The sequence below is a fragment of the Roseococcus microcysteis genome (assembly GCF_014764365.1).
Lineage (GTDB): Bacteria > Pseudomonadota > Alphaproteobacteria > Acetobacterales > Acetobacteraceae > Roseococcus > Roseococcus microcysteis.
The window spans coordinates 2,062,501-2,088,527 of the sequence record NZ_CP061718.1; the positions used below are offsets into that span (position 1 = coordinate 2,062,501).

Annotated in this window: 24 protein-coding genes, 2 tRNA genes and 2 pseudogenes (1 of these 28 running past the window's edge); 9 read left to right on the top strand and 19 right to left on the bottom strand. The window is 69.9% G+C overall.

Annotated features, from left to right (window positions below; translation table 11 throughout):
* Nucleotides 1-1,728 carry the 5' portion of an ATP-dependent chaperone ClpB gene (clpB, locus tag ICW72_RS09945; protein WP_191086027.1) on the bottom strand. It extends 858 nt beyond the left edge of the window, so 1,728 of the gene's 2,586 nt are visible here — the first part of the coding sequence; its start codon is at nucleotides 1,726-1,728; its stop codon lies beyond the left edge, outside the window.
* Nucleotides 1,729-1,840: 112 nt separating this feature from the next.
* On the opposite strand from clpB, the gene ICW72_RS09950 reads away from it, so the two are divergent.
* Both ICW72_RS09950 and ICW72_RS09955 read left to right on the top strand, forming a co-directional pair.
* On the top strand, nucleotides 1,841-2,707 hold the full coding sequence (locus tag ICW72_RS09950) for an MOSC domain-containing protein (RefSeq protein ID WP_223880952.1): 867 nt from the start codon (nucleotides 1,841-1,843) through the stop codon (nucleotides 2,705-2,707).
* Nucleotides 2,632-3,252, top strand: a complete 621-nt coding sequence (locus tag ICW72_RS09955) for a DUF1194 domain-containing protein (protein WP_191086028.1) — start codon at nucleotides 2,632-2,634, stop codon at nucleotides 3,250-3,252. The genes ICW72_RS09950 and ICW72_RS09955 overlap by 76 nt, the downstream gene beginning before the upstream one ends.
* Nucleotides 3,253-3,262: 10 nt before the next feature.
* On the opposite strand, the gene ICW72_RS09960 is transcribed toward ICW72_RS09955, so the two are convergent.
* The 5 genes and pseudogenes from ICW72_RS09960 to ICW72_RS09980 all read right to left on the bottom strand — a co-directional run bounded on the left by ICW72_RS09960 (nucleotide 3,263) and on the right by ICW72_RS09980 (nucleotide 7,455).
* Nucleotides 3,263-3,757: a DUF1003 domain-containing protein gene (locus ICW72_RS09960; RefSeq protein WP_191086029.1), complete on the bottom strand. Its 495-nt coding sequence runs from the start codon at nucleotides 3,755-3,757 to the stop codon at nucleotides 3,263-3,265.
* A gap of 68 nt (nucleotides 3,758-3,825) precedes the next feature.
* The gene (locus ICW72_RS09965) at nucleotides 3,826-4,614 is read right to left on the bottom strand and encodes a 3'-5' exonuclease (RefSeq protein ID WP_191086213.1); all 789 of its coding nucleotides are present in this window, start codon (nucleotides 4,612-4,614) and stop codon (nucleotides 3,826-3,828) included.
* A gap of 1 nt (nucleotide 4,615) precedes the next feature.
* On the bottom strand, nucleotides 4,616-5,506 hold the full coding sequence (locus ICW72_RS09970; protein ID WP_191086030.1) for a prephenate/arogenate dehydrogenase family protein: 891 nt from the start codon (nucleotides 5,504-5,506) through the stop codon (nucleotides 4,616-4,618).
* A pseudogene (gene hisC / locus ICW72_RS09975) lies at nucleotides 5,496-6,586 on the bottom strand (histidinol-phosphate transaminase). The gene ICW72_RS09970 and the pseudogene hisC overlap by 11 nt, the downstream one beginning before the upstream one ends.
* The gene (locus ICW72_RS09980; protein ID WP_332308996.1) at nucleotides 6,583-7,455 is read right to left on the bottom strand and encodes a chorismate mutase; all 873 of its coding nucleotides are present in this window, start codon (nucleotides 7,453-7,455) and stop codon (nucleotides 6,583-6,585) included. Before ICW72_RS09980 ends, hisC begins: the two are co-directional and overlap by 4 nt.
* 19 nt (nucleotides 7,456-7,474) lie before the next feature.
* Between ICW72_RS09980 and metX the strand changes: the two genes are divergently transcribed.
* The 4 genes from metX to phbB all read left to right on the top strand — a co-directional run bounded on the left by metX (nucleotide 7,475) and on the right by phbB (nucleotide 10,681).
* Entirely contained in the window at nucleotides 7,475-8,623 is a 1,149-nt protein-coding gene (metX, locus tag ICW72_RS09985; RefSeq protein ID WP_191086031.1) for a homoserine O-acetyltransferase MetX, read from the top strand.
* The gene (locus ICW72_RS09990; RefSeq protein ID WP_223880953.1) at nucleotides 8,620-9,183 is read left to right on the top strand and encodes a DinB family protein; all 564 of its coding nucleotides are present in this window, start codon (nucleotides 8,620-8,622) and stop codon (nucleotides 9,181-9,183) included. The genes metX and ICW72_RS09990 overlap by 4 nt, the downstream gene beginning before the upstream one ends.
* 38 nt (nucleotides 9,184-9,221) lie before the next feature.
* Complete coding sequence (gene metW / locus ICW72_RS09995; protein WP_191086216.1) at nucleotides 9,222-9,821, top strand: methionine biosynthesis protein MetW; 600 nt, start codon at nucleotides 9,222-9,224, stop codon at nucleotides 9,819-9,821.
* Between the two features lie 137 nt (nucleotides 9,822-9,958).
* On the top strand, nucleotides 9,959-10,681 hold the full coding sequence (phbB, locus tag ICW72_RS10000; protein ID WP_191086032.1) for an acetoacetyl-CoA reductase: 723 nt from the start codon (nucleotides 9,959-9,961) through the stop codon (nucleotides 10,679-10,681).
* Nucleotides 10,682-10,723: 42 nt separating this feature from the next.
* Here the strand turns inward: phbB and ICW72_RS10005 are convergent, their stop codons facing one another.
* Together ICW72_RS10005 and ICW72_RS10010 are read right to left on the bottom strand one after the other, a co-directional pair.
* Complete coding sequence (locus tag ICW72_RS10005) at nucleotides 10,724-11,374, bottom strand: CoA transferase subunit B (RefSeq protein ID WP_191086033.1); 651 nt, start codon at nucleotides 11,372-11,374, stop codon at nucleotides 10,724-10,726.
* A 15-nt stretch (nucleotides 11,375-11,389) separates the two neighbouring features.
* Entirely contained in the window at nucleotides 11,390-12,100 is a 711-nt protein-coding gene (locus ICW72_RS10010; protein WP_191086034.1) for a CoA transferase subunit A, read from the bottom strand.
* A 115-nt stretch (nucleotides 12,101-12,215) separates the two neighbouring features.
* Between ICW72_RS10010 and ICW72_RS10015 the strand changes: the two genes are divergently transcribed.
* Nucleotides 12,216-12,291, top strand: a tRNA-Ala gene (locus tag ICW72_RS10015).
* Nucleotides 12,292-12,373: 82 nt separating this feature from the next.
* On the opposite strand, the gene ICW72_RS10020 is transcribed toward ICW72_RS10015, so the two are convergent.
* A tRNA-Arg gene (locus tag ICW72_RS10020) sits at nucleotides 12,374-12,447 on the bottom strand.
* Between the two features lie 87 nt (nucleotides 12,448-12,534).
* Between ICW72_RS10020 and ICW72_RS10025 the strand changes: the two are divergent.
* A pseudogene (locus ICW72_RS10025) lies at nucleotides 12,535-15,298 on the top strand (ATP-dependent DNA helicase).
* A 4-nt stretch (nucleotides 15,299-15,302) separates the two neighbouring features.
* Nucleotides 15,303-15,722, top strand: a complete 420-nt coding sequence (locus tag ICW72_RS10030) for a tellurite resistance TerB family protein (protein WP_191086035.1) — start codon at nucleotides 15,303-15,305, stop codon at nucleotides 15,720-15,722.
* A gap of 46 nt (nucleotides 15,723-15,768) precedes the next feature.
* Here the strand turns inward: ICW72_RS10030 and ICW72_RS10035 are convergent, their stop codons facing one another.
* The 10 genes from ICW72_RS10035 to rpsA form a co-directional block, all read right to left on the bottom strand.
* A complete protein-coding gene (locus ICW72_RS10035) occupies nucleotides 15,769-16,977 on the bottom strand; it encodes an MFS transporter (RefSeq protein ID WP_191086036.1) in 1,209 nt (402 codons plus the stop codon).
* 89 nt (nucleotides 16,978-17,066) lie between these two features.
* Nucleotides 17,067-18,245 (bottom strand): CaiB/BaiF CoA transferase family protein, encoded by a 1,179-nt coding sequence (locus ICW72_RS10040; RefSeq protein WP_191086037.1) that lies wholly within the window; start codon nucleotides 18,243-18,245, stop codon nucleotides 17,067-17,069.
* On the bottom strand, nucleotides 18,242-19,168 hold the full coding sequence (locus ICW72_RS10045) for a hydroxymethylglutaryl-CoA lyase (protein WP_191086038.1): 927 nt from the start codon (nucleotides 19,166-19,168) through the stop codon (nucleotides 18,242-18,244). The genes ICW72_RS10040 and ICW72_RS10045 overlap by 4 nt, the downstream gene beginning before the upstream one ends.
* A gap of 42 nt (nucleotides 19,169-19,210) precedes the next feature.
* Nucleotides 19,211-20,512 carry a TRAP transporter large permease gene (locus tag ICW72_RS10050; protein WP_191086039.1) on the bottom strand — a complete coding sequence of 434 codons (1,302 nt, stop codon included), beginning with the start codon at nucleotides 20,510-20,512 and terminating at the stop codon, nucleotides 19,211-19,213.
* A gap of 5 nt (nucleotides 20,513-20,517) precedes the next feature.
* Nucleotides 20,518-21,045, bottom strand: a complete 528-nt coding sequence (locus tag ICW72_RS10055; RefSeq protein WP_191086040.1) for a TRAP transporter small permease — start codon at nucleotides 21,043-21,045, stop codon at nucleotides 20,518-20,520.
* Between the two features lie 6 nt (nucleotides 21,046-21,051).
* Nucleotides 21,052-22,041 carry a TRAP transporter substrate-binding protein gene (locus ICW72_RS10060; RefSeq protein WP_191086041.1) on the bottom strand — a complete coding sequence of 330 codons (990 nt, stop codon included), beginning with the start codon at nucleotides 22,039-22,041 and terminating at the stop codon, nucleotides 21,052-21,054.
* Between the two features lie 170 nt (nucleotides 22,042-22,211).
* Nucleotides 22,212-22,478 carry a hypothetical protein gene (locus ICW72_RS10065; protein ID WP_191086042.1) on the bottom strand — a complete coding sequence of 89 codons (267 nt, stop codon included), beginning with the start codon at nucleotides 22,476-22,478 and terminating at the stop codon, nucleotides 22,212-22,214.
* A gap of 76 nt (nucleotides 22,479-22,554) precedes the next feature.
* Nucleotides 22,555-22,989, bottom strand: coding sequence for a CBS domain-containing protein (locus ICW72_RS10070; RefSeq protein WP_184381573.1), 435 nt, complete (start codon nucleotides 22,987-22,989; stop codon nucleotides 22,555-22,557).
* Nucleotides 22,990-23,191: 202 nt separating this feature from the next.
* Nucleotides 23,192-23,926 carry a response regulator transcription factor gene (locus tag ICW72_RS10075; RefSeq protein WP_184381574.1) on the bottom strand — a complete coding sequence of 245 codons (735 nt, stop codon included), beginning with the start codon at nucleotides 23,924-23,926 and terminating at the stop codon, nucleotides 23,192-23,194.
* Nucleotides 23,927-24,270: 344 nt separating this feature from the next.
* A complete protein-coding gene (rpsA, locus tag ICW72_RS10080; RefSeq protein ID WP_184381575.1) occupies nucleotides 24,271-25,989 on the bottom strand; it encodes a 30S ribosomal protein S1 in 1,719 nt (572 codons plus the stop codon).
* Nucleotides 25,990-26,027: the final 38 nt, after the last annotated feature.

The following is a 26,027-nucleotide window of genomic DNA, read 5'->3' on the forward strand; positions in this document are numbered from 1 at the left end:
CTCCAGCGCCTCCTCCTGGCCGACCACGCGCTTGCGCAACGCGTCTTCCATCCGGAGCAGCTTGGCACGCTCCCCCTCCAGCATCTTTTCGACGGGAATGCCGGTCCATCGGCTGACGACGCCGGCGATGCCCTCCTCGGTCACCGCCTCGTTCACCAGCCTGGCCCCGCCCTCGCCGGCATCGGCCAGCTTCTTCTCCAGCTGCGGGATGGTGCCGTAGCGCAGCTCCGCCGCCTTGTTCAGGTCGCCGCGGCGCTCGGCCAGTTCCTGCTCCGTTCGGGCGGCGTCCAGTTGCTCCTTGAGCTTCTGGGTCTCGACCACCTGGCCCTTTTCGGCCTCCCAGGCGGCGGTCATCGCGCTGGAACGCTCCTCCAGCTCGGCCAATTCCCGTTCGAGCTTCGCCAGGCGATCACGTGAGGCCTCGTCCTCCTCCCGCTTCAGCGCCTCCCGCTCAATCTTCAATTGCAGGAGGCGGCGGTCCAGCTCGTCCAGCTCTTCCGGCTTGCTGTCCACCATCATCCGCAGGCGCGACGCTGCCTCGTCCACGAGGTCAATTGCCTTGTCGGGCAGGAAGCGGTCCGTGATGTAACGGTTGGACAGGGTCGCCGCCGCCACCAGCGCGGCGTCCGCGATGCGAACCCCGTGGTGCAGCTCATATTTCTCGCGGATGCCGCGGAGGATGCTGATCGTGTCCTCCACCGACGGCTCGCCCACGAAGACCGGCTGAAAGCGCCGGGCCAACGCCGCGTCCTTCTCGATGTGCTTGCGGTATTCGGCCAGGGTGGTGGCGCCGATGCAGTGCAGCTCACCCCGCGCCAAGGCCGGCTTCAGCAGGTTGGAGGCATCCATCGCCCCATCCGCCTTGCCCGCGCCCACCAGGGTGTGCAGCTCGTCAATGAAGAGGATGATCTTGCCTTCGGCGGCCTCCACCTCCTTCAGCACGCCCTTCAGGCGTTCCTCGAACTCCCCGCGATACTTGGCCCCGGCCACCATGGCGCCGAGGTCCAGCGACATCACGCGCTTGTCCTTCAAGGCCTCCGGCACGTCGCCCTTGGCGACCCGCAGCGCCAGCCCCTCCACGATCGCGGTCTTGCCCACGCCGGGCTCACCGATCAACACGGGGTTGTTCTTGGTGCGCCGGGCCAGCACCTGGATGGTGCGGCGGATTTCCTCGTCGCGGCCGATGACGGGGTCGAGCTTGCCGTTGCGCGCCGCCTCGGTGATGTCGCGCGCATACTTCTTCAGCGCGTCAAAGCTTTCCTCGGCATTGGGCGCGTCCACGCGACGTCCCTTGCGGAGGCGCTGGATGGCCTCTTCCAGCGCGGGCGCCGTGACATGGCCGGCCTTCAGCGCGTCGGCCGCCGGCCCGGACGTCAGCGCCAGGCCCAGCAACATCCGGTCCTGCGCCACATAGGCGTCGCCGGCCTTGGTGGCCGATTGCTGGGCGGCATCCAGCGCGCGCACCAGTTCCGGCGCGGCATTGGGCTGGCCGGCGCCTCCACCCTGTACGGAGGGAAGCTTCTTCAGCGCCGCCTCCACCGCCGCCCGCACCGCGGCCGCATCGCCGCCGGCGGCGCCGATCAGCCCGGCCGCCGCGCCGTGCTCGTCGTCGAGCAGCGCCTTGAGCAGATGCTCCGGCGTCAGGCGCTGATGGTATTCGCGGATCGCGATGGTCTGCGCGGCCTGGAGAAACCCGCGGGCGCGCTCGGTAAACTTCTCGATGTCCATTCCTGTCCCTCCATGAGGCGACTGCATGTCCGCGCCCCCGATTGGGCGACGCGGTCAAGGGGAGTGTGGTAACTCTGCCACGGTGACTTCAAGAGGAATCGGTGAGGAAGCCATGCGCGTCGAACACATCTACCGCTACCCCGTAAAGGGATTCTCGGCCGAGGCGCTGGAGGAGGTCGCCCTCACCCCCGGTCAATGCCTGCCGCATGACCGGGTCTATGCCCTGGCCCAGGGGGATTCCCCCTTCGACACGGCCGCCCCCGTCTGGATGCGGAAGACGAATTTCGCCTGCCTGGCCGCCAATGCCCGCATCGCCAAGCTGCACACGGCCTATGATCCCAAGACCTCCCAGCTGGTCATCCGCCCGCCCGAGGGCGCGCCGCTGATGCTGGACCTGAAGAAGCCCGCGGACCGCACCCGGCTTGAGGACTTCATCACCGATTACCTGGGCGAGGAGGCGCGCGGCCGGCTGCGTCTGGCGGAGGCGCCCGGCTACAACTTCACCGACATCCCGCAGAAATCCGTCTCCATCATCTCCCTGGCCAGCCTGGCGGCGCTGGAGCGCGCCCATGGGATGCGGCTTGATCCCCTGCGCTTCCGCGCCAACATCTATGTCTCGGGCGGGGCCGAATGGGCGGATTTCGACCTGATGGGCCAGGAGATCCAGCTCGGCACGGCCAGGCTGCGCGTCTGGAAGCGCATCGTCCGCTGCCCCGCCACCGAGGTGAACCCCGACACGGCCGAGCGTGACGCGCGCCCCCGCGCGTGCTGCGCGAGAATTTCGGCCATGCCGACCTGGGCGTGCAGGCCGAGGTGCTGGAAGGGGGCCGCGTCGCGGTGGGCGATGCGCTGGAGGTCTTCACCCCGGCCTGACCCCTCGCCGCCTGAAAGGGAGGCTTGGGCATGGAGCCGGTGGATGTGGCGCTGGTGCTGGCGGTGGATGTTTCCGCCAGCGTGGACTTCCAGGAATTCGCGCTGATGATCGGCGGGCTCTCCGCCGCCTTTCGCGAGCCATCCGTGCTGGCCGCCGCCACGGGCGGGCCGCGCGGCGCGGCGGCGCTTTCGACCGTCTTCTGGTCCGACACCGCCGAGCCCGCCACGCCCTGGACCCGCATCGAGGACGCGGCCAGCGCCGAAGGCTTCGCCACTTTGCTGGAGGAAGCCCCTCGCCTGCCCCGCCCCGGCGCCACGGCGCTGGGGGATGGGATGGTGGCGGGCCTTGCCCTGCTCGCCCGCTGCCCGGCGCCGGCCACGCGGTCGGTGATGGACGTCTCGGGCGATGGGCGAAGCAATCGCGGCCGCCCCCCGGGCCCGGTGCGTGACCTGGGCGTGGCGGCCGGCGTCACCATCAACGGCCTGGCCGTGGTGAACGAGGAGCCGGACCTGCTGGAGCACTACGAAACGGAGGTCATCGGCGGCCCCGGCGCCTTCGCCATGTCCTGCGCCGACTACGCCGATTTCGTGGAGGCCATCCGCCGCAAGCTGATCCGGGAGCTGCGCGGGCCGGGCCTGCTGGTGGTGTAAGCGCCTGGATTCAGCGCGGCGCCTCCGCCGCGCCCGCCCCGGACAGGCGCTCCACGAGTTGCAGCAGCCGCAGGATTTCCTGTTCGCGCAGCGCGTCAAGCTTGGCGTGCAGCGCCTCGATCTCCAGCTCCGCCTTCACGTTCACGCGGTAGTCGTGCTCGGCGTGCCGGCGGTCCAGTTCGGCCTGGCGGTTCTGGCTCATCATGATGATGGGCGCGGTGTAGGCCGCCTGGAAGGAGAGCAACAGGTTCAGCAGGATGAAGGGGTAGGGGTCCCAGGCATTCGCATAGGCGATCACATTTCCCGCGATCCAGAGCGCGAGCAGCACGCTCTGGATGATGATGAAACGCCAGGAGCCGATGAGGGCCGTCACCGCGTCGGCGATTCGCTGGGCGCGGCTGGCACGCCGCCGCGACGGGTGGGTCAGGTGGGCGGGGCGCTCTTGTCGCAATTCGTCGAGGCGCGACTGGTCCTCGGCGGAGAGCTTGATGCGGCGTGCGGTCATGGGGGCTCCGTGGCGGTGCCGCAGCATAGGCCCCCTCCGCCGGTCGGCGGGGCCGCGAAAGAAGCGGCTCAGCCCAGCGTACGCGCCACCTCGGCGTGCCGCGACAGCCCTTCGCCGAACTCCCCTGCCTCGATCGAATCCGCGAAGGCACGGAAGGCATCGCGTGCATGATCGGGTGGCAGGCTGCCCGTCGCCACCCACCAGCGCAGCAGCACCAGCCAGGTCGCGGCCACATCGGCGCGGCAATAGGTGGCGATGCGGGCATGGTCGCCGGCCGCCCAGAGGCCCTCCACCCGCTCCCCATCCATCTCGGCCTTCAGCGGCAGGCCCAGCAGGGCGCAGCATTCCGCGAGGCTGGGCGCCGGCGAGGCGCGGAACCCCGAAAGCCGGTCCATCAAATCGAGGTGCATCCGGCCGAAGCGGTGCAGGTAGTCGGCGCCCGCCGCCCCATGCAGGTGCGGCAGCGGCACACCCAGCGCCATGGCGCGATAGCGCAGCACGGGAATGTCGAAGCCCGAGGTGTTGAAACCCACCAGCAATGGGCCGCCCTGCAGGGCGCGGTCGAAGCGGGCCAGCAAATCGGCCTCGTCATGGTCGGCCAGGGTGGCGGCGCGGACATAGCGCACGCGCCAGGGCTCGTCGGGGTCCGTGCGCTCCGCGCCCAGCAGGCCCAGGCAACAGAGCCGGTGCAGAGGGGCCTTGAGGAAGGCCGCCTCCGCTGCCTCGCCCGCCCGGGCATAGTGGGCGCCGAGAGCGGCGCGGATCTCGGCGTCGGGCGCCTCGGGCAGGTTCAGCAGCGCCCGCCCGGCGGTGAGGTCGGGCAGGGTCTCGATGTCGAGGATGAGCAGCCTTTGCAGCTCAGGCCTGCTTGCGCTCGATCAGCCCGCTGCGGATTTTCCGCCCACGCTGGATGCGGTCCACGATGAACTCCTCCTGCCCCCAGCGGATGGCCCGGCCGAAAGCCTGGGCATCTTCCGTGAAGCGCGCCAGCATTTCCAGCACGGCCTCGCGGTTGTTGAGGAAGACGTCGCGCCACATGGCCACGTCACTGGCCGCGATGCGGGTGAAGTCCCGGAAGCCCGAGGCCGCGAATTTCAGCACGCTTTCGCGCGTTTCCTCGGACAGGTCATCGGCCGTGCCGCAGATGGTGAAGGCGATGAGGTGCGGCAGATGCGAGACGATCGCCACCACCTTGTCATGCGTCACCGGGTCCATGGCTTCCACGGTGGAGCCGCAGCGGCGCCAGAACTCCCGCACCTTCTCCAGCGCGTCCGGATCCGTGGCCTCGGTGGGCGTGACAATGCAGTAGCGCCCGTCGAACAGCGTGGCGAAACCGGCATCGGGGCCGGAATACTCCGTGCCTGCCATGGGGTGCGCCGGCACGAGATGCACGCCGGGCGGCAGCAGCGGCGTCAGGTCTCGGACGACCGAGCCCTTGGTGGACCCCACATCGGAGAGGATGGTGCCCGGCGCCAGATGCGGCGCGATCTCGCGCATGACCGAGGCATAGGCGCCCACCGGCACGCAGAGGATGACGGCATCGGCGCCCTGGACCGCCTCGGCCGCGCTGTCCACCACGCGGTCGGCGAAGCCCAGTTCCCGCACCCGCGCGCGCGTGGCCGCGCTGCGGGCGGTGACCACCACCTCGCCCGCCAGCGCGCGGGTCTCCTGGTTGCGGCGGGCGATGGAGCCGCCAATCAGCCCCGCACCGATCAGACAGAGACGCTGGAAGAGGGGTTCAACCGCCATTCTGGACAAAGGCGGCGAGGCCCTCCTGCACCAGGGTGCATTCCTCGGCCGTGCCGATGGTGATGCGCAGGCAGCTGGGCAGGGCATAGCCGCCGACCGCGCGGACGATGATGCCGCGCGCGCGCAGGGAGGCATCGGCGGCCTTGGCACGCTCCGCATCACCGAAATCGGCCAGGATGAAGTTGCAGGCGCTGGGCCAGACCTTGATGCCGAGCGCGCGCAGGCCCTCGGACAGCTTCCCCCGCCATTCCTCATTGTGGGCGACACTGCGCTCGATCCAGCCGGGTTCGGACACCGCCGCGATGCCCGCCGCCATGGCGGCCGAGTTCACGTTGAAGGGCCCGCGGATACGCGCCAGCACATCGGCCACCTGCGGCGGCATGTAGGCCCAGCCCAGCCGCAGCCCGCCGAGACCATAGATCTTGCTGAAGGTGCGCGTCATGACCGTGTTGCCGGAGGCATCCACCAGGGCGTTGCCGGGGTCGTAATCCGGGTCGGTCACGTATTCGGCATAGGCCGCGTCCAGGATCAGCAGGATGTCGTCGCGCAGCCCGGCGCGCAGGCGCTGCACCTCCGAACGCGGCAGCAGCGCGCCCGTTGGGTTGTTGGGGTTCACGAGGCAGACCAGCTTGGTGCGCGGGCCGACCGCCGCCAGCATCGCGTCCACATCGGCCATCAGGTTGCGTTCGGGCACCTTGATGACGCGGCAGCCGGCGTAGCGGCCGGTCAGGTCATACATGACGAAGCCATGGGCGGGCATGACCAGCTCCGTCCCCTCCCCGCCATAGGCGAGGATGAGATAGGCGATCAGCTCGTCCGAACCGTTGCCGCAGACGATCCGCGCGGGGTCCAGGCCGAAGCGCGCGCCGATGGCCTCGCGCAGCCTGGTCGCCCCGCCATCGGGGTAGCGGTGCGCCTCGCGCGCCGCGGCGATGATGGCCTCCTGCGCGGAGGGGGCGGACCGAAGGCGCCCTCGTTGGAGGACAGCTTGATGATCCGGTTCACGCCCGGCAGCTTCGACTCGCCGCCCACATAGGGCTCGATCGTCAGGATGGAGGGGCGGGGGAGCAGGGCGTTCACGCGGAGGGCGCTCCTCGTTCGGGGATGGCGTAGCGGCCGAGCACGGCCGCATCGGCCGGCACGGGGCCGTCGGTCTCGATCAGGGCCAGGGTGTGGGTGCCCTCGCGGCGCAGCACCACGACCCGGCCGCCGGGGAACATGGCGGCCACCGAGGCGCGGTCCGGCGTGCCGGGCAGTTCCACCCGCACCAGCCTTGCGTCCTCGCCCGAGGGGTCGGCCGGGTAGAGGGCGACGACCGCGGCTTCCAGCGGCGGCTCACGCTCGCTCAGGAAGGGCAGGCGCGCGATGATGGAGAGGTGCTGGGCGTCGAGGCGCATCCACCAGCTTTCGGCCTCGTTGTCGCTCTCGCGCGGCCAGGGCAGCACGGCCACCGCGGCCTCGCGCTGGCCGAGCGCGGAGAGGGCGGCGCCGGCCGAGGGGTGCTGGCGCAGCGGCGTGGCCGCGCCGAAATGCGAGGCGGCCAGCCGGGCCAGCGCCGGGTCCGCCGGCAGGGACACCGAGAAGCTGGCCTGCTGCGCGATGGAGCCGGCGAAGATCTCCCGCCAGACCTGCACCAGCGTGGCGCGCGGCATGGCGCCGCGGTGGCCGGCCAGCAGGCGGCGGAGGATACGGGCCTCGCGCCCCGGGCGCAGCACGGTGCCCTGCGGCTTGGCGGCGCTGCGGGCCAGGCGCTGCACCACCTCGGCCCGGCGCATCAGCAGGGCGTGCAGGGCATCATCGGCGGCGTCAATCTCGGCGCGCAGGGCGGCCAGCGCGGCCTCGGAGGGCGCGGTCTCGGGCGGGGCGGTCTCAGGGGGGGCGCGTCGGACATGTCTCTTGCACGCATAGCGGGGGGGCGCGCGGCGCCAAGTTGCCCGGTCGCGGGGCAGGCCCTATCTCTGTGCGTGAATGAACCAGACCGCCGCCCCGCCGCCCATCGAGCACCAGCGCACCGTGCTGCGGGACGGGCTGCGGCTGGACTCCGGGCAGTTGATCCGCCCGCTGCACGTGGCCTGGCGCAGCTATGGCACGCTGAACGCGGACCGCAGCAACGCCATCCTGATCTGCCATGCCCTGACCGGCGACCAATACGTGGCCGAACGCCACCCCAGCACGGGCAAGCCCGGCTGGTGGGCCAACCTGGTGGGTCCGGGCCTGCCGGTGGACACGGACCGCTTCTTCGTCATTTGCGCCAATGTCCTGGGCGGCTGCATGGGGTCGAGCGGCCCGCGCGAGGAGATGACCGACGCGGACGGCAACGGCCTTGGCCGGCCCTGGGGCACGGATTTCCCCTCCATCACCATCCGCGACATGGTCCGCGCCCAGAAGATGCTGGTGGACCATCTGGGCATTGACCGGCTGCTGGCCGTGATCGGCGGCTCCATGGGCGGGATGCAGGTGCTGGAATGGGCCGCCACCTTCCCGCAGAGCGTCTTCGCCGCCGCCCCCATCGCCTGCGCCACGCACCACTCCGCGCAGAACATCGCCTTCCATGAGGTCGGCCGCGCCGCCATCCAGTCCGACCCCGACTGGATGGGCGGGCGCTACTGGGAGACGGGGCGCATCCCCGAGCGCGGCCTGTCCGTCGCGCGCATGGTCGCCCACATCACCTATCTGAGCGAGGCGGCGCTGACCCGGAAGTTCGGGCGCGAACTCCAGGGCGGCTCGGCGCTGACCTTCCTGGAGGATGTGTTCCAGGTGCAGAGCTATCTGCGCCACCAGGGCAGCACCTTCGTTCGGCGCTTCGACGCCAACAGCTACCTCACCATCACCCGCGCCATGGATTATTTCGACCTGGCGACGGAGCATGGCGGGCTGGCCAAGGCCTTCAGCGGCACGCCGACGCGCTTCCTGGTGGCCTCCTTCTCCTCCGACTGGCTGTTTCCCACCTCGGAAAGCCGGGCGCTGGTGCGGGCGCTGAACGCCGCCGCGGCACGCGTCAGCTTCATCGAGATCACGACCGACAAGGGCCACGACGCCTTCCTGCTGGACGAACCCGATTTCCACCGGGCGCTGGGCGGCTTCGTCGCGGGTGCCGCGCGGGATCTGGGGCTGTGAGCGCGGCGCTGCTGATGCGCGCCCAGGCGCGCAACAATGCCTGGGCGAACCACCGCCTGCTGACGGCCTGCGCCGCCCTGTCCCAGGCCGAGTTCGAGGCGTCGCGCACGGGGTTCTTCCCCTCGCTCCGCGCCACGCTCAACCACATCCTGGTGATTGACCTGTTCTATGTGGACGCGCTGGAGGGCGGCACGCTGGGCCCCGCCGCCTGGGCGGACCCCGAGCCCTGCCGCACGCTGGCGGAACTGCACGCCGCCCAGGCCGCGGTGGACCGGCGGCTGATGGCCTGGTGCGACGCGCTGACGGATGACGACATGGGCCGCATCATCCATGTGCATCGCGGCCAGCGCGTGCAGACGGAGCGCGCGGACCGCTTGCTGCTGCACATCTTTCAGCACCAGGTGCATCATCGCGGCCAGGCCCATGCGATGCTGTCGGGCACCTCGGTGCGGCCCCCGCAGCTCGATGAATTCTACAGCCGGGGCGAGGCCGATCTGCGCGCCCCCGAATTCGCCGCCCTGGGCTTCACCGAGGCCGACCTCTGGCAGGAGGGCGCATGATGCGGCCGCCCGCCCCCGTCCAGTATGTCGCGAAGAACATGCGCCTCGACCTGCGACTCATCGCGGAGATGATCCCGGAGCGCGCGCGGGTGCTCGACATCGGCTGCGGCGACGGCACGCTGATGGCGCATCTCGTCACCGAGAAGTCGGTGGATGCGCGCGGCATGGAGATCGACATGAAGGAGGCCACCGAGGCGGTGGCCAATGGGCTGGCCGTCATCCATGGCGACGCCGATACGGACCTGGCCTTCTACCCGGATGACGCCTTCGACTACGTGGTGCTGAGCCGCACGCTCCAGGCCGTGGAACGCCCGCGCGAGGTGCTGAACCAGATGCTGCGCATCGGCCGCCACGCGATCGTGAGCTTCCCGAATTTTGGCCATTGGGAGGTGCGGCTGAAGCTGCTGCTCGGCGGCCGCATGCCGGACACCGAGACCTGGAGCCGCCCCTGGTACGAGACGCCCAACATCCACCCCTGCACCATCCTGGACTTCGTCGCGCTGGCCGAGATGGATGGCCATGTCATCGAACGCTGGCTGGCGGTGGATGAGCGCGGGTTGAAGGCGCCCTGGCGGCGTTCGGTGCGCCTGGCCAACATGTTCGGGCAGCAGGCGCTGTTCCTGTTGCGACGCAAATAGCCGCGCCGGTCGCCGCCCGGCGGCGGAAATCGTGGTCCTGCCAGCCCTTGATCGTCTAGCATCTGGCGGCCTGCCCGGCTGCGGCCCTGCAAGGGAAGCGGCGGGCAGGGCACGACAGGGCAGGAAGGACAAGAAGCATGGCACGTCTGGCGGTGGTAACGGGGGGCACGCGCGGCATCGGCGCCGCGATCAGCAAGGGGCTCATGGCCGCCGGGCGAAAGGTGGTGGCGACCTATGGCGGGAATGACGAGGCGGCGCAGGCCTTCTCCGCCGAGACGGGCATTCCCGTGGTCAAGTTCGACGTGAGCGACTTCGACGCCTGCGTGGAGGCGGTGAAGCGCATCGAGGCCGAGCACGGCCCCGTCGAGATTCTGGTGAACAATGCCGGCATCACGCGCGACGCCATGCTGCGCAAGCAGACGCGCGAGATGTGGGACGCGGTGATAGATACCAACCTCGGCTCCTGCTTCAACATGTGCAAGGCGGTGTGGGACGGCATGACGGGGCGCAAGTTCGGGCGCATCGTCAACATCGGCTCCATCAACGGCCAGGCGGGGCAGCTGGGCCAAGTGAACTACGCCGCCGCGAAATCCGGCATCCATGGCTTCACCAAGGCGCTGGCGCAGGAAGGCGCCCGCGCGCAGGTCACCGTGAACGCCATCGCACCCGGCTATGTGGACACGGAGATGGTGCGCGCCGTGCCGGCGGATGTGCTGGAGAAGATCGTGGCGCGCATCCCGCGCGGGCGGCTCGGCACCGCCGACGACATCGCCCGTGGCGTGGTCTTCCTGACGGCCGATGATGCCGACTTCATCACGGGCAGCACGCTGTCCATCAATGGCGGACAGCACATGTATTGAGGCCGCATGGCCCCTGGCATCACCGCCAGGGGCCTTGTCTGGTCAGGCGTGTTCGAGCGCCACGGTGAACTCGGCCTCGGTGGCGGCGCGCAGCTCATCGAGGCTGACGCCGGGGGCCAGCTCCACCAGCCTCAGGTCGGTGGGGCCGCGGCGAGCGATGGAGAACACCGCCATGTCCGTCACCACCATGTCCACCACGCGCTGGCCGGTCAGCGGCAGGGCGCATTCCTTCAGCAGCTTGGGCTTGCCACCGGCGGTGTGCTCCATCAGCACGATCACGCGCTTGACCCCGGCGACAAGGTCCATGGCGCCGCCCATGCCCTTCACCATCTTCCCCGGGATCATCCAGTTGGCGAGGTCGCCATTCGCGGCCACCTGCAAGGCACCCAGGATGGACAGGTCAATGTGGCCGCCGCGGATCATGGCGAAGCTGTCGGCGCTGCTGAAGATGCTGGTGGTGGGCAGCATCGAGACCGTCTGCTTGCCGGCGTTGATCACATCCGGGTCTTCGGAGCCTTCCTCGGGGAAGGGGCCGATGCCCAGCATCCCGTTCTCGCTTTGCAGCTGGACGGAGATGCCGGAGGGGATGTGGTTGGCCACCAGCGTCGGGATGCCGATGCCGAGATTGACGTAGAAGCCGTCCTCCAGCTCGCGCGCGGCGCGGGCGGCCATCTGGTCACGGGTCCAGGGCATGGTCGTCTCCTTTCCTCAGGCCGCTTCGCGGGGGCGGACGGTGCGGTTCTCGATGCGCTTCTCGTAGCCGGGCGGCACCTGGATCAGGCGCTTCACGAAGATGCCGGGCGTCACGATGTGATCGGGGTCGATCTCGCCGGGATGCACCAGGTGCTCGACCTGGGCCACCGTCATGCGGGCGGCGGTGGCCATCATCGGGTTGAAGTTCCGCGCGGTGCGGCGGTAGACGAGGTTGCCCTCATGGTCGCCCATCCAGGCATGGACCAGGGCGAGGTCGGCCATGATGCCGCGCTCCATCACATAGGTCTCGCCGTCGAATTCGGCGGTGGGCTTGCCCTCGGCCACCGCGGTGCCGACGCCGGTCTTGGTGTAGAAGGCGGGGATGCCGGCGCCGCCGGCGCGGATGCGCTCGGCCAGGGTGCCCTGGGGGTTGAACTCGATCTCGAGCTCACCGGCCAGGAATTGCCGGGCGAATTCGGCGTTCTCGCCCACATAGCTCGCGATCATCTTCTTGATCTGGCGGGTGCGGAGCAGGCGGCCCAGGCCCACATCATCAATGCCGGCATTGTTGGAGACGACGGTCAGGCCCTTCACGCCCGAATCGCGCACCGCGTCGATCAGGATGTCCGGGATGCCGCAGAGGCCGAAGCCGCCGGAATGGATCACCATGTCGTCGCGCAACAGGCCGGCCAGTGCCGCCGTCGCGTCGGGGTAGACCTTGCGCATCGAGCCTCATCCTCCATTCGGTGGGGCGCAAGCTACCCGCACGGCCCAATGCAGGAAAGGCCGGGGGTGGGCTTGCGGGGCGTTTCGAGGGGGCTATAGCCGCGTCCACCCAAGGGGGGCCATAGCTCAGTTGGGAGAGCGCTTGAATGGCATTCAAGAGGTCGGCGGTTCGATTCCGCCTGGCTCCACCACTCCCCTTCCTTCACCGGACATTTTGATCAGTTGAGATCGGCGCCGCTTGGCGTTGGTCGGCATGACGTGTTGGGGAAGGCATGTCCCCGGCGGGATTCGAACCCACGGCCCCCAGATTAGGAATCTGGTGCTCTATCCGGCTGAGCTACGGAGACGCCGCCGCAGGAAATAGCACCTCCCGCGCCCCCGCAAAACCCGCCACGTTGGCGGCGCCCGCCCCGCGGCGCATAACGGGCTGACCCATGGCCCGCCCCACCCCCCGCCTGCTGCTGCCCGATGCCCCCACCCTGGTCGCGGCGCATGGCCGCGCCACGCTGCTGACGCCGGATGGCGAGCTGATGGTCCTGACTGGCCCGCGCATCGCCGAGACGCTGGCCGAGATGCCGCCGCCCATCCTCGTCCACGCGCCGGCCACCGCGCGCAGGCTCGAACTGCCCAGATTCCTCGACGCCTTCGATCTGCTGGAGCTTTTCGCCTTCGCGCGCCCCGCGCAGAACGCACCGCCCACCGCGCGCGGCCTGGCCCTGGCGCTGGACCTTCCCCCACCGGCCGATGACGCGGCGGCCGCCGCCCTGCTGCCCGACATCGCGGCCCGCCTGTTGCGGTACCTCGCGGACGAATCGCCCCACCCCTCCGCCCGCGACGCGGCCGGCATGGCCGCCCAGCTCGACCAGGCAGGCTGGTCCTGGGCGCCGGGCGTGCTGGCCGCGCTGGGCCAGGCGGATCCGCGCCCCTCGCGCGACGCCTTCAAGGCTTGGCGCCGCCTGACGGAATGGGAGGAGACGGCCCCCTACCCCCGCCCTCCAGCCACCCGGTGCCACCCAACGACGCCCGCCGCCGCCTGGCCGAGATGCTGGGTCCCGGCGCCGAGCAGCGCCCGCAGCAAGGTGACTTCGCCTCGGCCGCCGCCGGCGCCTTCGCCCCGCGCGAGGTGGAGGGCTCGCCCCACATTGTTCTCGCCGAGGCCGGCACCGGCACGGGCAAGACGCTGGGCTATATCGCGCCCGCCAGCCTCTGGGCCGAGCGCAATGGGGCGCCCGTCTGGCTCAGCACCTACACCCGCAACCTCCAGCGGCAGATCGACCAGGAGCTGGTGCGCCTCTTTCCGGACCCCGAGGAACGGCGTCAGCGCGTGGCCGTCCGCAAGGGGCGGGAGAACTACCTCTGCCTGCTGAACTTCGACGAGGCACTGGGGCAACTGAACATCCGCAGCCTCACGCTGCCGCTTGCGCTGGTGGCCCGCTGGGCCGGCGCCACGCGCGATGGCGACATACAGGGCGGCGACTTCCCCGGCTGGCTGGCCGAGCTGTTTCCGCCCGGCAGCTTCGCCAACCTGGCCGATCGGCGCGGCGAGTGCATCCGCTCGGCCTGCGCCCATTACCGCAAATGCTTCGTGGAGCATTCCATCCGCCGCGCGCGGCAAGCGCGTCTGGTCGTCGCCAACCACGCGCTGGTCATGGTGCAGGCGGCCCTGGGCGGCGGCGAGGACAGCCGCCCCACCCGCTATGTCTTCGACGAGGGCCACCACCTCTTCGACGCGGCCGATGGCGCCTTCTCGGCCGAGTTCTCGGGCATGGAGGCGTCGGAGCTGCGCCGCTGGCTGCTGGGCGCCGAGGGCGGCCGTTCCCGCGCCAAGGGCTTGCAGCGCCGCATCGAGGAATTGGCGGGCGACCTCCCCGACCTGCTGGCCCCGCTGGAGGCCACGCTCCAGGCCGCCCGCGCCCTGCCCCCCGCCGGGTGGTTCGGCCGCCTGACCGACGAAACCCCCACCGAGAATGTGAGCGAGACCTTCCTGCGTGAGGTCCGCGCCCAGGTCCTGGCCCGCGCCGAGCGCGACGAAGGCTACACGCTGGAGGTGGACCTGCACCCGGTGGGCGAAGCCCTCGCCGAGGCCGGCGCCACCCTGGCCCGCGCCCTGGCCCGGCTGGAGGAGCCACTGACCACGCTGCGAGATCGCCTCGCGGAACGCCTCGCGGCCGGTGAGGAAGACCCCGATACCGAGGCGGGCGAGCGCATTCGTCTCGAAACCGCGCAGCGCGGCATCGAGCGCCGCGCCCTGATGCCGCTGGCCGCCTGGCGCGCCATGCTGGCCAGCCTCGCCGAGCCCGCGCGCGAGCCTGGTCAGCGCCCCGTCATGGTCGAATGGCTGCAACTCGACCGTCGCGATGGGCGCGACGTGGATGCGGGACTGCACCGACACTGGCTGGACCCCTCCATCCCATTTGCCCAGGCGGTGGCGGCGCCGGCGCATGGGCTGCTCATCACATCCGCCACCCTCACCGACGCCGCGAAGCGCGACGACCCCGAATCCGCCTGGCGCGTGGCGGAAGCCCGCAGCGGCGCCGTCCATCTGCCCCTGCCCGCGCTGCGCGCCGCCGTGCCCTCGCCCTTCGACTATGCGGCGAACACCCGCGCCTTCGTCATCACCGATGTGGACAGCCGCAACGCCGGGCCTGTCGCCGGCGCCATGCAGCAGCTGTTCACGGCGGCCGGCGGCGGCGCGCTCGGCCTCTTCACCGCCATCCGCCGCCTGCGCGAGGTGGCCGCACGCATCGCCCCGGCGCTGGAGGCGCGCGGCATTCCGCTCTACGCCCAGCATGTGGACGCGATGGACAACGCGACCCTGGTGGACATCTTCCGCGCCGAGGAGGATGCCTGCCTGCTCGGCACCGATGCCATGCGCGATGGGGTGGACGTGCCCGGCCGCGCGCTGCGCCTGCTGGTGTTCGACCGCGTGCCCTGGCCGCGCCGCACCATCCTGCACCGCGAACGCCGCCTGCACCTGAGCGAGGGCGACCCGCAGGGCCATGACGACGCCCATGCCCGCCACAAGCTGCGCCAGGCCTTCGGCCGGCTGATCCGCCGCGCCGATGATCGCGGCGTTTTCGTGCTGCTGGACCGCGCCTGCCCCTCGCGCATCCTGGCCGCCCTGCCGGAGGGGTGGTGGCCCGGCGCGTGACACTCTCGGAAGCGGTGGCGCAAACCCGCGATCTGTTGCAAGGGTGAGGGCATGAACATCCCCGAACAGCTTTCCCCCCAGCAGGCGCTGATCTGTTCCATGCTGCTCATGGCCGCGGCCGGCGGCCAGGTGGACGACCAGGAACTGGCGCAGATGACGCGGCTCATCCAGGACCTGCCGGCCTTCGCCGAACTCGCCCCGGACGAGGTCGCGCGCAGCACCGAGGCCTGCCTGCCCCTGTTGCAGCGCGCCGACGGGCTGGACCGCGCCTTCGACCTGATCCGCGAGGCCCTGCCGCCCCGCCTGCGCGAAACCGCCTATCTGCTGGCCTGCGACGTGGCGGCCGCCGATGGCGATGCGACGCAGGATGAGTTGCAGATGCTGCAGCATTTGCGCATCGGGCTGGAGCTGGACCGGCTGGTGGCCGGCGCCATCGAGCGCGCGGCCCGCGCGCGGTATCAGGTGCTATAGCGCCTGATCCGCGGAGGCTGAATCGCCGGAGCGATGAATCAGTCGCTCACAAAGCCACTGGGGGTTCGCCGCCCTTCAGCAGCATGACCACGCCGACGACCAGGCAGGGCAGCCCGCACAGGATGAAGCCCAGCGCGTGGCTGCCCGAGAGGCTCAGCACCGCCGCATAGAACAGCGGCATGGTCAGCGCGCCCAATTGCCCGAAGGAAAGCACACCGCCAGTGGCCGCCCCGCGCATGCCCTCGGGGGCGAGGCGCGCGGCCTCGGCCAGCAGGACCCCGTGCCAGGACAGGACCGTGGCGCTGAGCACCACAGCCGCCATCCCGAGCAGGATGAGGCCCGCCAGCCCCCCTGCCAGCCCGATCATTGTCGTGCTGGCCGCCATGCCGATGGATAGCCAGGCCAGCACCACCCGCGGCGCGGCGAAGGCGCTGCTGAACCAGCCCCAGAAGACACGGCCCGGCACCGCCACCAGCGTCGCGATGGAGAACACCATCCCGGCCACCGCCAGCCCATGGCCGAGCACGACGAGGTAGGTCACGAAATAGGCCACGAAGACCATCTGCAACCCGTTGAAGGCGAAGCAGGCGAAGGAGAGGTTCCGCAGCTCCGTCCGCTTCGTCACCACCTTCAGCGTGGTGCCAAGGTCCGAGAGGTGGAAGCTGCGGCTGGGAACGCGGTCCGAGTCGAATTCGCGCCGCATCGGCTGCAGCATGAAGGCGAAGGCGAGGCAGGACGCCGCCGCCGCCAGCATCGCCGCCCGCCAGCCCCAGAGCCCGACCAGCGCCGGCCCCAGCAGCCCGGCCAGCAGCAGCCCCGCCGGCACCGCCGTCTGCTTCAGCGAAAACACCAGCGGCGCGTAGCGCGGCGGCGAATACCGCCCCAACAGGTGCGAGCTGGCGGGTGTGGAGATGGCCGAACCGCCCCCGCCGATGATGGCCGAGAGCGCGAACAGGGCCATGGGCCCCACCGTGGCGGCCGCCAGCCCCACCGCCAGCATGACCAGCGCCGCCTGGCTGGCCCGCAGCGCCCCATAGCGCACGATGAAGCTGCCGCAGCTGAGCTGCGCCAGGAGCGCCGCCGCCGCGGTCAGCCCGACATAGACGCCGATCCAGGCGGGATCGAGCTGGAGGTCCGCGAGGATGGCCGGTGCGATGATCGGCGGCAGGTTGCGCCCCAGGGCCGCGAAGGTCTGCTGGAAGAACATGGCGCCGAGCGCCAGCAGCAACAGGTTCATCTGCGGGGAACGGGACATCCCATCATCCATCCGGCGCGGCCCGGATGGCGGCGCGACGGCGGAGGCAGCATAGGCACGCCCCCGCCGCGCGGCAAAACCGGGACGCGCTACAGAACGCCCGCCGCGCGCATCTCGGCCACCTCCTCGGCGGTGAAGCCGAGTTCGGTGGCGATGTCCGCGCCATCGGCGCCCGGGGCGCGCAGGTTGCCGGCGCCACCGGGCCGCGCGCCGTCGAGCGTGATGGGCAGGGCGGGCAGCTTCACCGGCCGCCCGTCGGGCAGCGTCATGGGCACCAGTCCGTCCGAGCCGTTCAGATGCGGGTCCTCGAACAAATCCTCGGGCCTGCCGATCGGGGCGTAGGGCAGGCCCAGCGCCTCGCACTTCGCCATCAGCGCGGCCTTGTCATAGGTGCGCAGCACGGCGGCGATGCGCGGGATGGTGCGCGCGCGCTCGGCCACGCGCTGCTGCTTGGTGCGCAGCGTGGGGTCGGCGGCCAGGTCGTCCAGACCAAAGGCCACGCAGAAGGCGGGCCAGGAGGTGTCCGTCACCACCCCCACGAAGACCTTCCCGCCATCGGCCGTGTCGAAGATGTCGTAGACGGGCCAGGCCGGCAGGCGGGTGGACATGGGCGGCGGCGCCTGGCCGGTGATGGCGGTCTGCGCCATGTGCTGCGCCATCAGCAGCGCCACCGTCTCGAACAGCCCCGCCTGCACCTGGCCGCCCAGGCCCGTGCTTTCGCGTTCGCGCAGCGCGGCCAGGATGCCGATGACCGCCGAAAGCCCGCCCATGATGTCAATGACGCTGGAGCCCGCGCGCAGCGGCCGCCCCTCCGGCCCCGTCATGTGGGCGAGGCCGCCCATCATCTGCACCACCTCGTCCAGCGCGGTGCGATGTTCGTAGGGGCCGGGGAGGAAGCCCTTGCCGGAGCAGTAGATCAGGCGTGGGTTCCGCGCGGCCAGCTCCTCCGGGCCGAAGCCCAGCTTGGCCATGGCGCCGGGTCGGAAATTCTCCAGCAGCACATCGGCGCGGTCGGTGAGGCGATGCACCAGGGCGCGGCCGCGCGGGTCCTTCATGTTCACGCACAGGCTACGGCGCCCCCGGCCGAAGGCGGCGTAGAAGCCGATGCCGGAGCCGGTCAGGCGGCGGGTGGTGTCGCCTTCCGGCGCGGGCTCCACCTTGATGACCTCGGCGCCCAGATCGGCCAGGACCATGCCCGCGGTCGGGCCCATGACCATGTGGGTGAATTCGACGACGCGCAGGCCCTTCAGCGGGGTGGGCGTGGTCATGCCGCGGCCTTCCAGCCGGTCGGGCGGCCGGCGCGGGCATAGGCGCCATGCAGCGGTTCGCGGGGCAGCGCCTCGGCCAGGATGGCGCGGGCGGCGAGCAGCGCGTCAAGGTCCACGCCCGTCCGCAGGCCCAGGGATTCCAGCAGGAACACCAGGTCTTCCGTCACGATGTTGCCCGAGGCGCCCGGCGCGAAGGGGCAGCCGCCCAGCCCCGCCAGCGCGCCGTCGAAGATGCGGATGCCTTCCTCCACGCCCACCGTGACGTTGGCCAGCCCCAGCCCCATGGTGTCGTGCATGTGCAGGCTGTCGCAGCGTTTGCCGATCTCGGCGCGGACGGCGCGCAGCAGGCGCCGCACCTGGGCCGGCTGTGCATAGCCCGCCGTGTCCGAGAGGCCCACGCTGTCGAAGCCGGCCTCGGCCAGCGCCACGGCCATGTCCACCACGTCGCGTTCCGGCACCTCGCCCTGGAGGGAGCAGCCGAAGGCGGTGGAGAGCCCGGCCTCCAGGCTCGGGCGCGTGGCGGAGTCGAGGGCGGTGACGTGCGCGGCCAGCGCCCGCGCCTCCTCCATCTGCCGCTCGCGCGAGCGGCGGAGATTGGCCTGGCTGTGCTTCTCGCTGGCCGAGAGCGTCAGCGTGATCTTGTCGGCCCCCGCCGCCACCGCGGCCTCGGCGCCGCGCTTGTTGGGCACCAGCACGGCCACATGCAGTCCGGGCAGGGACTTTGCGAAGCGCGTCACGGCCTCCGCATCCGCCATCTGCGGCACCAAGGCGGGCGGCACGAAGGAGGCGACCTCGATCTCGGGCAGGCCCGCGGCGTGCAGGGCCGCAATCCAGCGGCACTTCACCTCGGTGGGCATCACCTGGGAGACCATCTGCAGCCCGTCACGCGGGCCGACCTCGCTGACCGTCACGTCGCGCTGCATGTTGTCTCCTCCTGTGCTCGTTGCGTGGCGCCGGCCCCGCTTCTACCGCGCCAGGAGGTAATCCGGCAAAGCGGTCACCAACCAGGGAAAGACCGTGATCAGCGCCACCGCCAGCACCAGCATGGCGAAGAAGGGCAGCGCGGCGAGCGCGATCTCGGTCTGTTCCTTCCCTGTCATGCTCTGCATCACGAAGAGGTTGAAGCCGAGCGGCGGCGTGATCTGCCCGATCTCGACCAGCAGGATGATGAAGATGCCAAACCAGATCAGGTCGAACCCCGCCTGCTGCACCATCGGCACCACCACGCTGGTGGTCAGCACGATCATGGAGACGCCATCCAGCGAGGTGCCGAGCAGGATATAGACCACGGTCAGGATGGCGATGATGGCATAGGGGCCGAGCCCCGCACTCGCCACCGCCGCCGCCAGCGCGGCCGGGATGCCAGTCAGCGCCATCGCCTTGGTCAGGAAGGCGGCGCCGGCCAGGATGAACAGGATCATGCAGGAGAGCCGCGTGGCCCCGGCCAGGCTGTCCTTGAAGCCCTGCCAGCTGAGCGAGCCGGTCACCGCCGCCAGCACCAGGCTGCCCGCCACGCCGAAGGCCGCGGCCTCGGTCGCGGTGGCGATGCCGCCCAGCATGGAGCCGATGACAGACAGGATCAGCAGCACGCAGGGGATGAGCTGCGCCGATTGCCGCAGCTTGTGGCCGAAACTGGTCGAAGGCTCGGCCGCCGGCTGCTTCTGCGGGTTCAGCAGCGCCCAGATGGCGATGTAGGCGCTGAACAGCACCACCACCATCAGCCCGGGGATGAAGCCCGCGATGAAGACACGCACGATGGAGACCTCGGCCGCCACCGCATAGACCACCATGATGATGGAGGGCGGCAGCAGCAGCCCCAGCGTGCCCGCCGTGGCCAGGCTGCCGATGGCGGTGCGCTGGTCATAGCCGCGCTTGGCCAGTTCCGGCAGGGCGATCTTGCTGACGGTGGCGCAGGTGGCGGCGCTCGATCCGCTCACGCAGCCGAACAGGCCGCAGGCGAAGATGTTCACATGCATCAGCCGTCCGGGCAGGCGCCGCACCCAGGGGGCGATGCCGTTGAACAGCTCATTGCTCAGCCGCGTGCGGAACAGGATCTCGCCCATCCAGATGAACATGGGCAGGGCGGCCAGGGTCCAGCTGGCCGCGCTTTCCCAATAGGCGCCGGCCAGGAACAGCCCCGGCGAGGGGTGCACCAGCGCCATGGCCACATAGCCCGTGGCCGCGAGCCCGAGCGCCACCCAGACGCCCGAAGCCAGCAGGAAGATGAGCAGCACCAGCAGCAGGAGCGCGAGTTCGAGAAGCCCCATCGCGGTCAGGCCGTGTAGTCGTGGGCGGCCGCACGCGCCTCGGCGGCGCGGGCGTAGCCGGGCTTCTGGCCGCGGAGCACGGCCACCCATTCATCGAGGATGGCCACCAGCAGCACCCCCGCGCCGATGGGAATGGTGAGCTTGGGAATCCAGAGGGGATAGGCCACGCTGCCCTGCGCGACCTCCTCGATCTCGAGGCTGAACATGGCGTCGTGCCAGCTCCACCAGACGATGTAGGCGACCATGATGGCGGCGATGGTGAGGGCGAAGATCTCCATCGCCCGTCGCTTGGGGGGCGGCAGGTTTTCCACCAGCAGTCCCACCCGGATCAGCTCGCCCTTGCGGAAGGTCCAGGCCAGGCCCAGGAACCCCACCATCACGCAGAGATAGCCGGTGAGGTCCGTGGCACCCGGGAACTGGATGGCGAACTGGCGCAGGATCATCTGCGCCATCATCACCAGGAAGATGCCCAGCAGGGCCAGCGCCGCGAGCACGCCACACAAGCCATAGAGGGCATCCAGCGCGCGGCGCACGCCCCCTCAGCTCCGGCCGGCGCGGTAGGCCTGGATGGCGGCCTGCCCGTCGGGGCCCGAGCGCGTCAGCCACTCCTGCACCATCGTGTCGGAGATGCGCGCCATCGCCTCCAGCATGGCGGGCGAGGCCTGGCTGACATTCATGCCGCGCTGCGCCAGCGTGGCGGCGGCGGCGTCACGGGCCTCCTCGCTCATCCGCCAGCCCCGCGTCTCGGCGGCGGCGGCGGCGGCACGGACCGCGGCCTGGTCGGCGGCGGAAAGGGCTTCCAGCGCGCGGCGATTCACGAAGACCGCGTTGCGCGTGAAGGTGAAGCCCACATGGGTGAAGTAGCGCGCGAAATCCCAGGCGCTGCTGTCCACACCCGTTGCGGCACTCGTCACCATCGCGTTCACCACGCCGGTGGCGAAGGCCTGCGGCACTTCCGCCGCCTGCACCAGAACCGGGCTGGCGCCCACCAGCGTCGCGAAGCGGTTGGTCATGACGTTGAAGGTGCGCATGCGGGTGCCGCGCAAATTCTCCAGCGTCTCGATGGGCGTGTTGGTGTAGAAGCCCGAGGAGGGCCAGGGCACCATGTAGAGCAGCGAGAGGCCCTGGCGCTGCAGGCGCGCCTCGATGAAGGGCCGTGTCACCTCGTTCAGGCGGCGGGCATCGGCATAGGTGGGCACCAGCTGCGGGATGCTGTCCACCTCGAAGAACGGGTCCTCGTTGCCATAGGCCGAGAGCAGGATCTCGCCGAGCTGGACCTGGCCGCTCTGCGTGCCGCGCTTGATCTGCGCCATGGGCAGCAGCGAGGCATTGGAATGGAGCTGGACGTTCACGCGCCCGCCCGTGGCGGTGGAGAGTTCCTCCAGGAAGGTCCGCACGTTGCGCGTGTGGAAGTTGCCGTCCGGATAGGGGGTGGCCATCTGCCAGCGCGCCTGGGCGGCGGCATCGAGGGCAGGCAGCAGGGGCGCGGCGGCCCCGGCCGCCAGAAGGGCGCGGCGGGTGGTGAGCATGACGATGAGCCTCTCCCATTCGGGCTTTTGATGGGGCGGATCATCACGCGGCGGGCGGGCGGCGCGCAAGCCCGCCTTGGGCCCGTCCCGCGGGGCTTCTCACATCCCTGCCCGCCCAGGCGGCAGAAACCTTGCGGGATGCACGCGAATCCGTGCACCCCGCCTTCCATTCACAGGGGGTAGTCGCGCTCCGGTTCGACGCCGGCGGCGGTGATCAGCTTGCGCAGGCGCATGACCTCGTCACCTCCGACAGAGCCGGAGCCGAGGTGGAAGCTGCCACGCTCCTCGCCCAGCTTTACGGCCAGGGCGCCATGTCCGGTGTGGCTAAGCTCTGCGCCCAATTCTTCGAGGACATGCTCGACCGCGCGCGGGTCGAGGTTGTGGTTCAGCGGGTGGGCGAAAATGCCATGCAGCACCTTGCGGTGGCGGTGGTTCATGCGGACGCTCCTTTCAAGATCGCCCGCCGAGATCACCACGCCACCCGCCCGCCGTCCTTGCGGCAGGTCAAAACCCTCAGCCCGCGGTGGCGACGTAGCTCTTGAGCGCCTCGGCCTCGTCCTCGGCCTCCGCGATGCGCGCCTTCACCAGGTCGCCGATGGAGACCATGCCGGCCAGCGTCCCGTCGGCGTGCAGGACCGGCAGGTGACGGACCCGGCGGTCGGTCATGAGCTGGAGGGCATCCTGGATGGTGCTGGCCGGCCCCGCGGTGAAGAGCACCCGCGTCATCAGCTGGCCCGCCGTCATTCGCATCACGGCTTCGCCAAGGGCAGCCAGCGCGCGGACGATGTCGCGTTCGCTGACGATGCCCAGCACCTGCTCCCCTTCCAGCACCAGCACCGCGCCGATCCGGTGCTGCGCCAATGTGCGGGTGATGGAGGCGATCGAGTCCCCTGGACGGACGGACACCACCTGGCTGCCCTTGGTCTTTAGAACCTGCGCGACGATCATGTGGAGATCTCCTCCCGGCTTTAGGGGAGAAGAGTGCGGCCGCGCATGGCCAGGATGCAATCTTTTGGTGTGCTGCACCGCAGCGAAGGCGTGCGATGCAGCGCGCGCTGGCGTTGGTCGGCTTTTGTGAAGTGGCCAACGCCGCCGATCAACCGCGCAGCGAACGGGAGGCACGATCAACCAGGATTGATCATGCCAAAGGTCAGGCCGCGCTGAGGCGGCCATCTCCCAGCCCCGCACGCAGCCCCGGCATGGCGGGGAGCGGGCTGCTCTCGCGGATGATATAGCCGCGCCCCCAGACCGTGCCGATCACATTGGGCGCGCCGGCCTGCTGGAGCTTCTTGCGGAGCTTGCAGACGAAGACGTCGATGATCTTGGCGTCCGGCTCGTCCATGCCGCCATAGAGGTGGTCCAGGAAGTTCTCCTTGGACAGCACCGTGCCGCGGCGCATGAGCAGCAGTTCCAGGATGGCGTATTCCTTGGTGGTCAGGTGGACCGACCGTCCATTTATCGCCACTTCCTTCGCGCTGAGGTCCAGCGAGAGGGCGCCAAGCTGGATGCGCGGCTGGCTGAAGCCCTTGGATCGGCGGATCATCGCCTGCAGCCGTGCCACCAGCTCATCGGGCTCGAAAGGCTTGGACAGGTAGTCATCCGCGCCGACCGACAGCCCACGGATCTTCGCCTGGGTCCGGCCATTCGCGGAAAGCATGAGCACCGGGGCCTCGATACGGGCGGCGCGGAACTTCGCCACCACGTCATAGCCCTCCATGTCGGGCAGCATCAGGTCCACGATGGCGGCGTCGTAGTCATAGAGGCGGGCCAGTTCCAGGGCCTCGGCCCCGCAATCCGCCACATCCACGACCATCCGATGCTGCTGGAGCTGAAACGCGATGCCGCGTGCCGCCGACCGGTCATCTTCCACCAGGAGAATTCGCATCCGTCCATCTCCACACGTTTTGCGTGCAGAGATTTACCACCGGAAGGTGTAGGCGGCTAGGGTGAATCGACATTTTTCGTGTATTTAAAAGAAAATTTTTCACATTTAGAGATTTTTTGGCTCAATTCGAAAGCCTTAACGCCTTCCCGGCAGGCCCCGCGGCGCCTGAACCCTCATTTCGTATCATAAATTGGGCACAAGCTACGGTGGTATCAAATCGCGGGATTCCCCCACCGAAATTAAGCACTGACTCGGCATTGTGCGACCATGAAAAAAGGGGCGAGCCTCGCGGCCCGCCCCCTGCATTCCCGCGCGCCCCTCCCTTGCGGGTGGGGCGCCGTGTCTCACTCCTCGCCGGCCATCTCGCGGCGACGGCGGATGGCCGCGCCCAGGATGTCGCCCAGCGAAGCACCGCTGTCGGCCGTGCCGAACTCCTTCACGGCCTCGCGCTCCTCCTCGATCTCCTTGCCCTTCACGGTCAGGGAGAGGCGACGGGCGGCGCGGTCCACGGCGGTCACCTTGGCGTCCACCTTCTCGCCGATGGCGAACTTCTCCGGGCGCTGGTCCTGGCGGTCACGGGCCAGTTCGGCGCGGCGGATGAAGCCCGTCAGCACATCGTCCACACGCACCTCGATGCCATTGGCCTCGACCTTGGTGACGGTGCAGGTGACGATGTCGCCCTTGCGGACGCGGTCCAGCACCTCGGCGGCCGGGTCGGCCTCCAGCTGCTTGACGCCCAGCGAGATGCGCTCCTTCTCGATGTCCACGTCAAGGACCTTGGCCTTGACCATGTCGCCCTTCTTGTAGGCGGCCAGGGCCTGTTCGCCAGGGACATCCCAGGACAGGTCGGAGAGGTGCACCATCCCGTCGATGTCGGGGCCAACGCCCACGAACAGCCCGAACTCGGTGATGTTGCGGATCTCGCCCTCGATCACGCTGCCCAGCGGGTTGTTCTGGACGAACAGCTCCCACGGGTTGCCCTGCGCCTGCTTGAGGCCCAGCGAAATGCGGCGCTTCGGCTCGTCCACGTCCAGGATCATCACGTCCACCTGCTCGGAGGTGGCGACGATCTTGCCCGGGTGCACGTTCTTCTTGGTCCAGGACATCTCGCTGACGTGCACGAGGCCCTCGACGCCCGGCTCCAGCTCCACGAAAGCGCCGTAGTCGGTGATGTTGGTCACGCGGCCCGAGAAGCGGGCGTTGACCGGGTACTTGAGCGCCACGCCGTCCCAGGGGTCGCTCATCAGCTGCTTCATGCCGAGGCTGATGCGCTGCGTGTCCTGGTTGAAGCGGATGACCTGCACCTTCACCTGCTGGCCGATCGTCAGGGCCTCGCTCGGGTGGTTGATGCGGCGCCAGGCGATGTCGGTGACGTGCAGCAGCCCGTCCACGCCGCCCAGGTCCACGAAGGCGCCGTAGTCGGTGATGTTCTTCACCACGCCATCGAGCACCATGCCTTCCTTCAGGCCCTGGACCAGCTCCGCGCGCTGCTCGGCGCGGGTCTCTTCCAGCACGGCGCGGCGGGAGACGACGATGTTGCCGCGGGCGCGGTCCATCTTCAGGATCTGGAAGGGCTGGGCCTGGCCCATCAGCGGGCCCACGTCACGGACGGGACGGATGTCCACCTGGCTGCCCGGCAGGAACGCCACCGCGCCGCCCAGGTCCACCGTGAAGCCACCCTTCACGCGGCCGAACAGGATGCCGTTCACGCGCTGGTTGGCGGCGAAGGCCTTCTCGAGGTTGGTCCAGGCCTCCTCGCGGCGGGCCTTCTCGCGGCTCAGCACGATGGAGCCGTCGCGGTCCTCGTAGCGCTCGACGAAGAGGTCGAACACGTCGCCGACCTGCACTTCCGGCTTCATGCCGGCGGGGGCGAATTCCTTGAGGGGCACGCGGCCTTCGCTCTTGAGGCCCACATCCACCACGGCAAAGTCGTCGTCCAGGCGAACGACCTTACCCGTGACGACGGAGCCGGCGAAGCCGGTGTTGGCGCCCAGCATTTCATCGAGGAGGGCGGCGAAATCTTCGGTGCCCGCGGTCGAGCCGGGGGCGTTGGCGTTGGCCATGTAGAGCTTGTGTCCTGGGTCAGGTTCGGAACGAGATG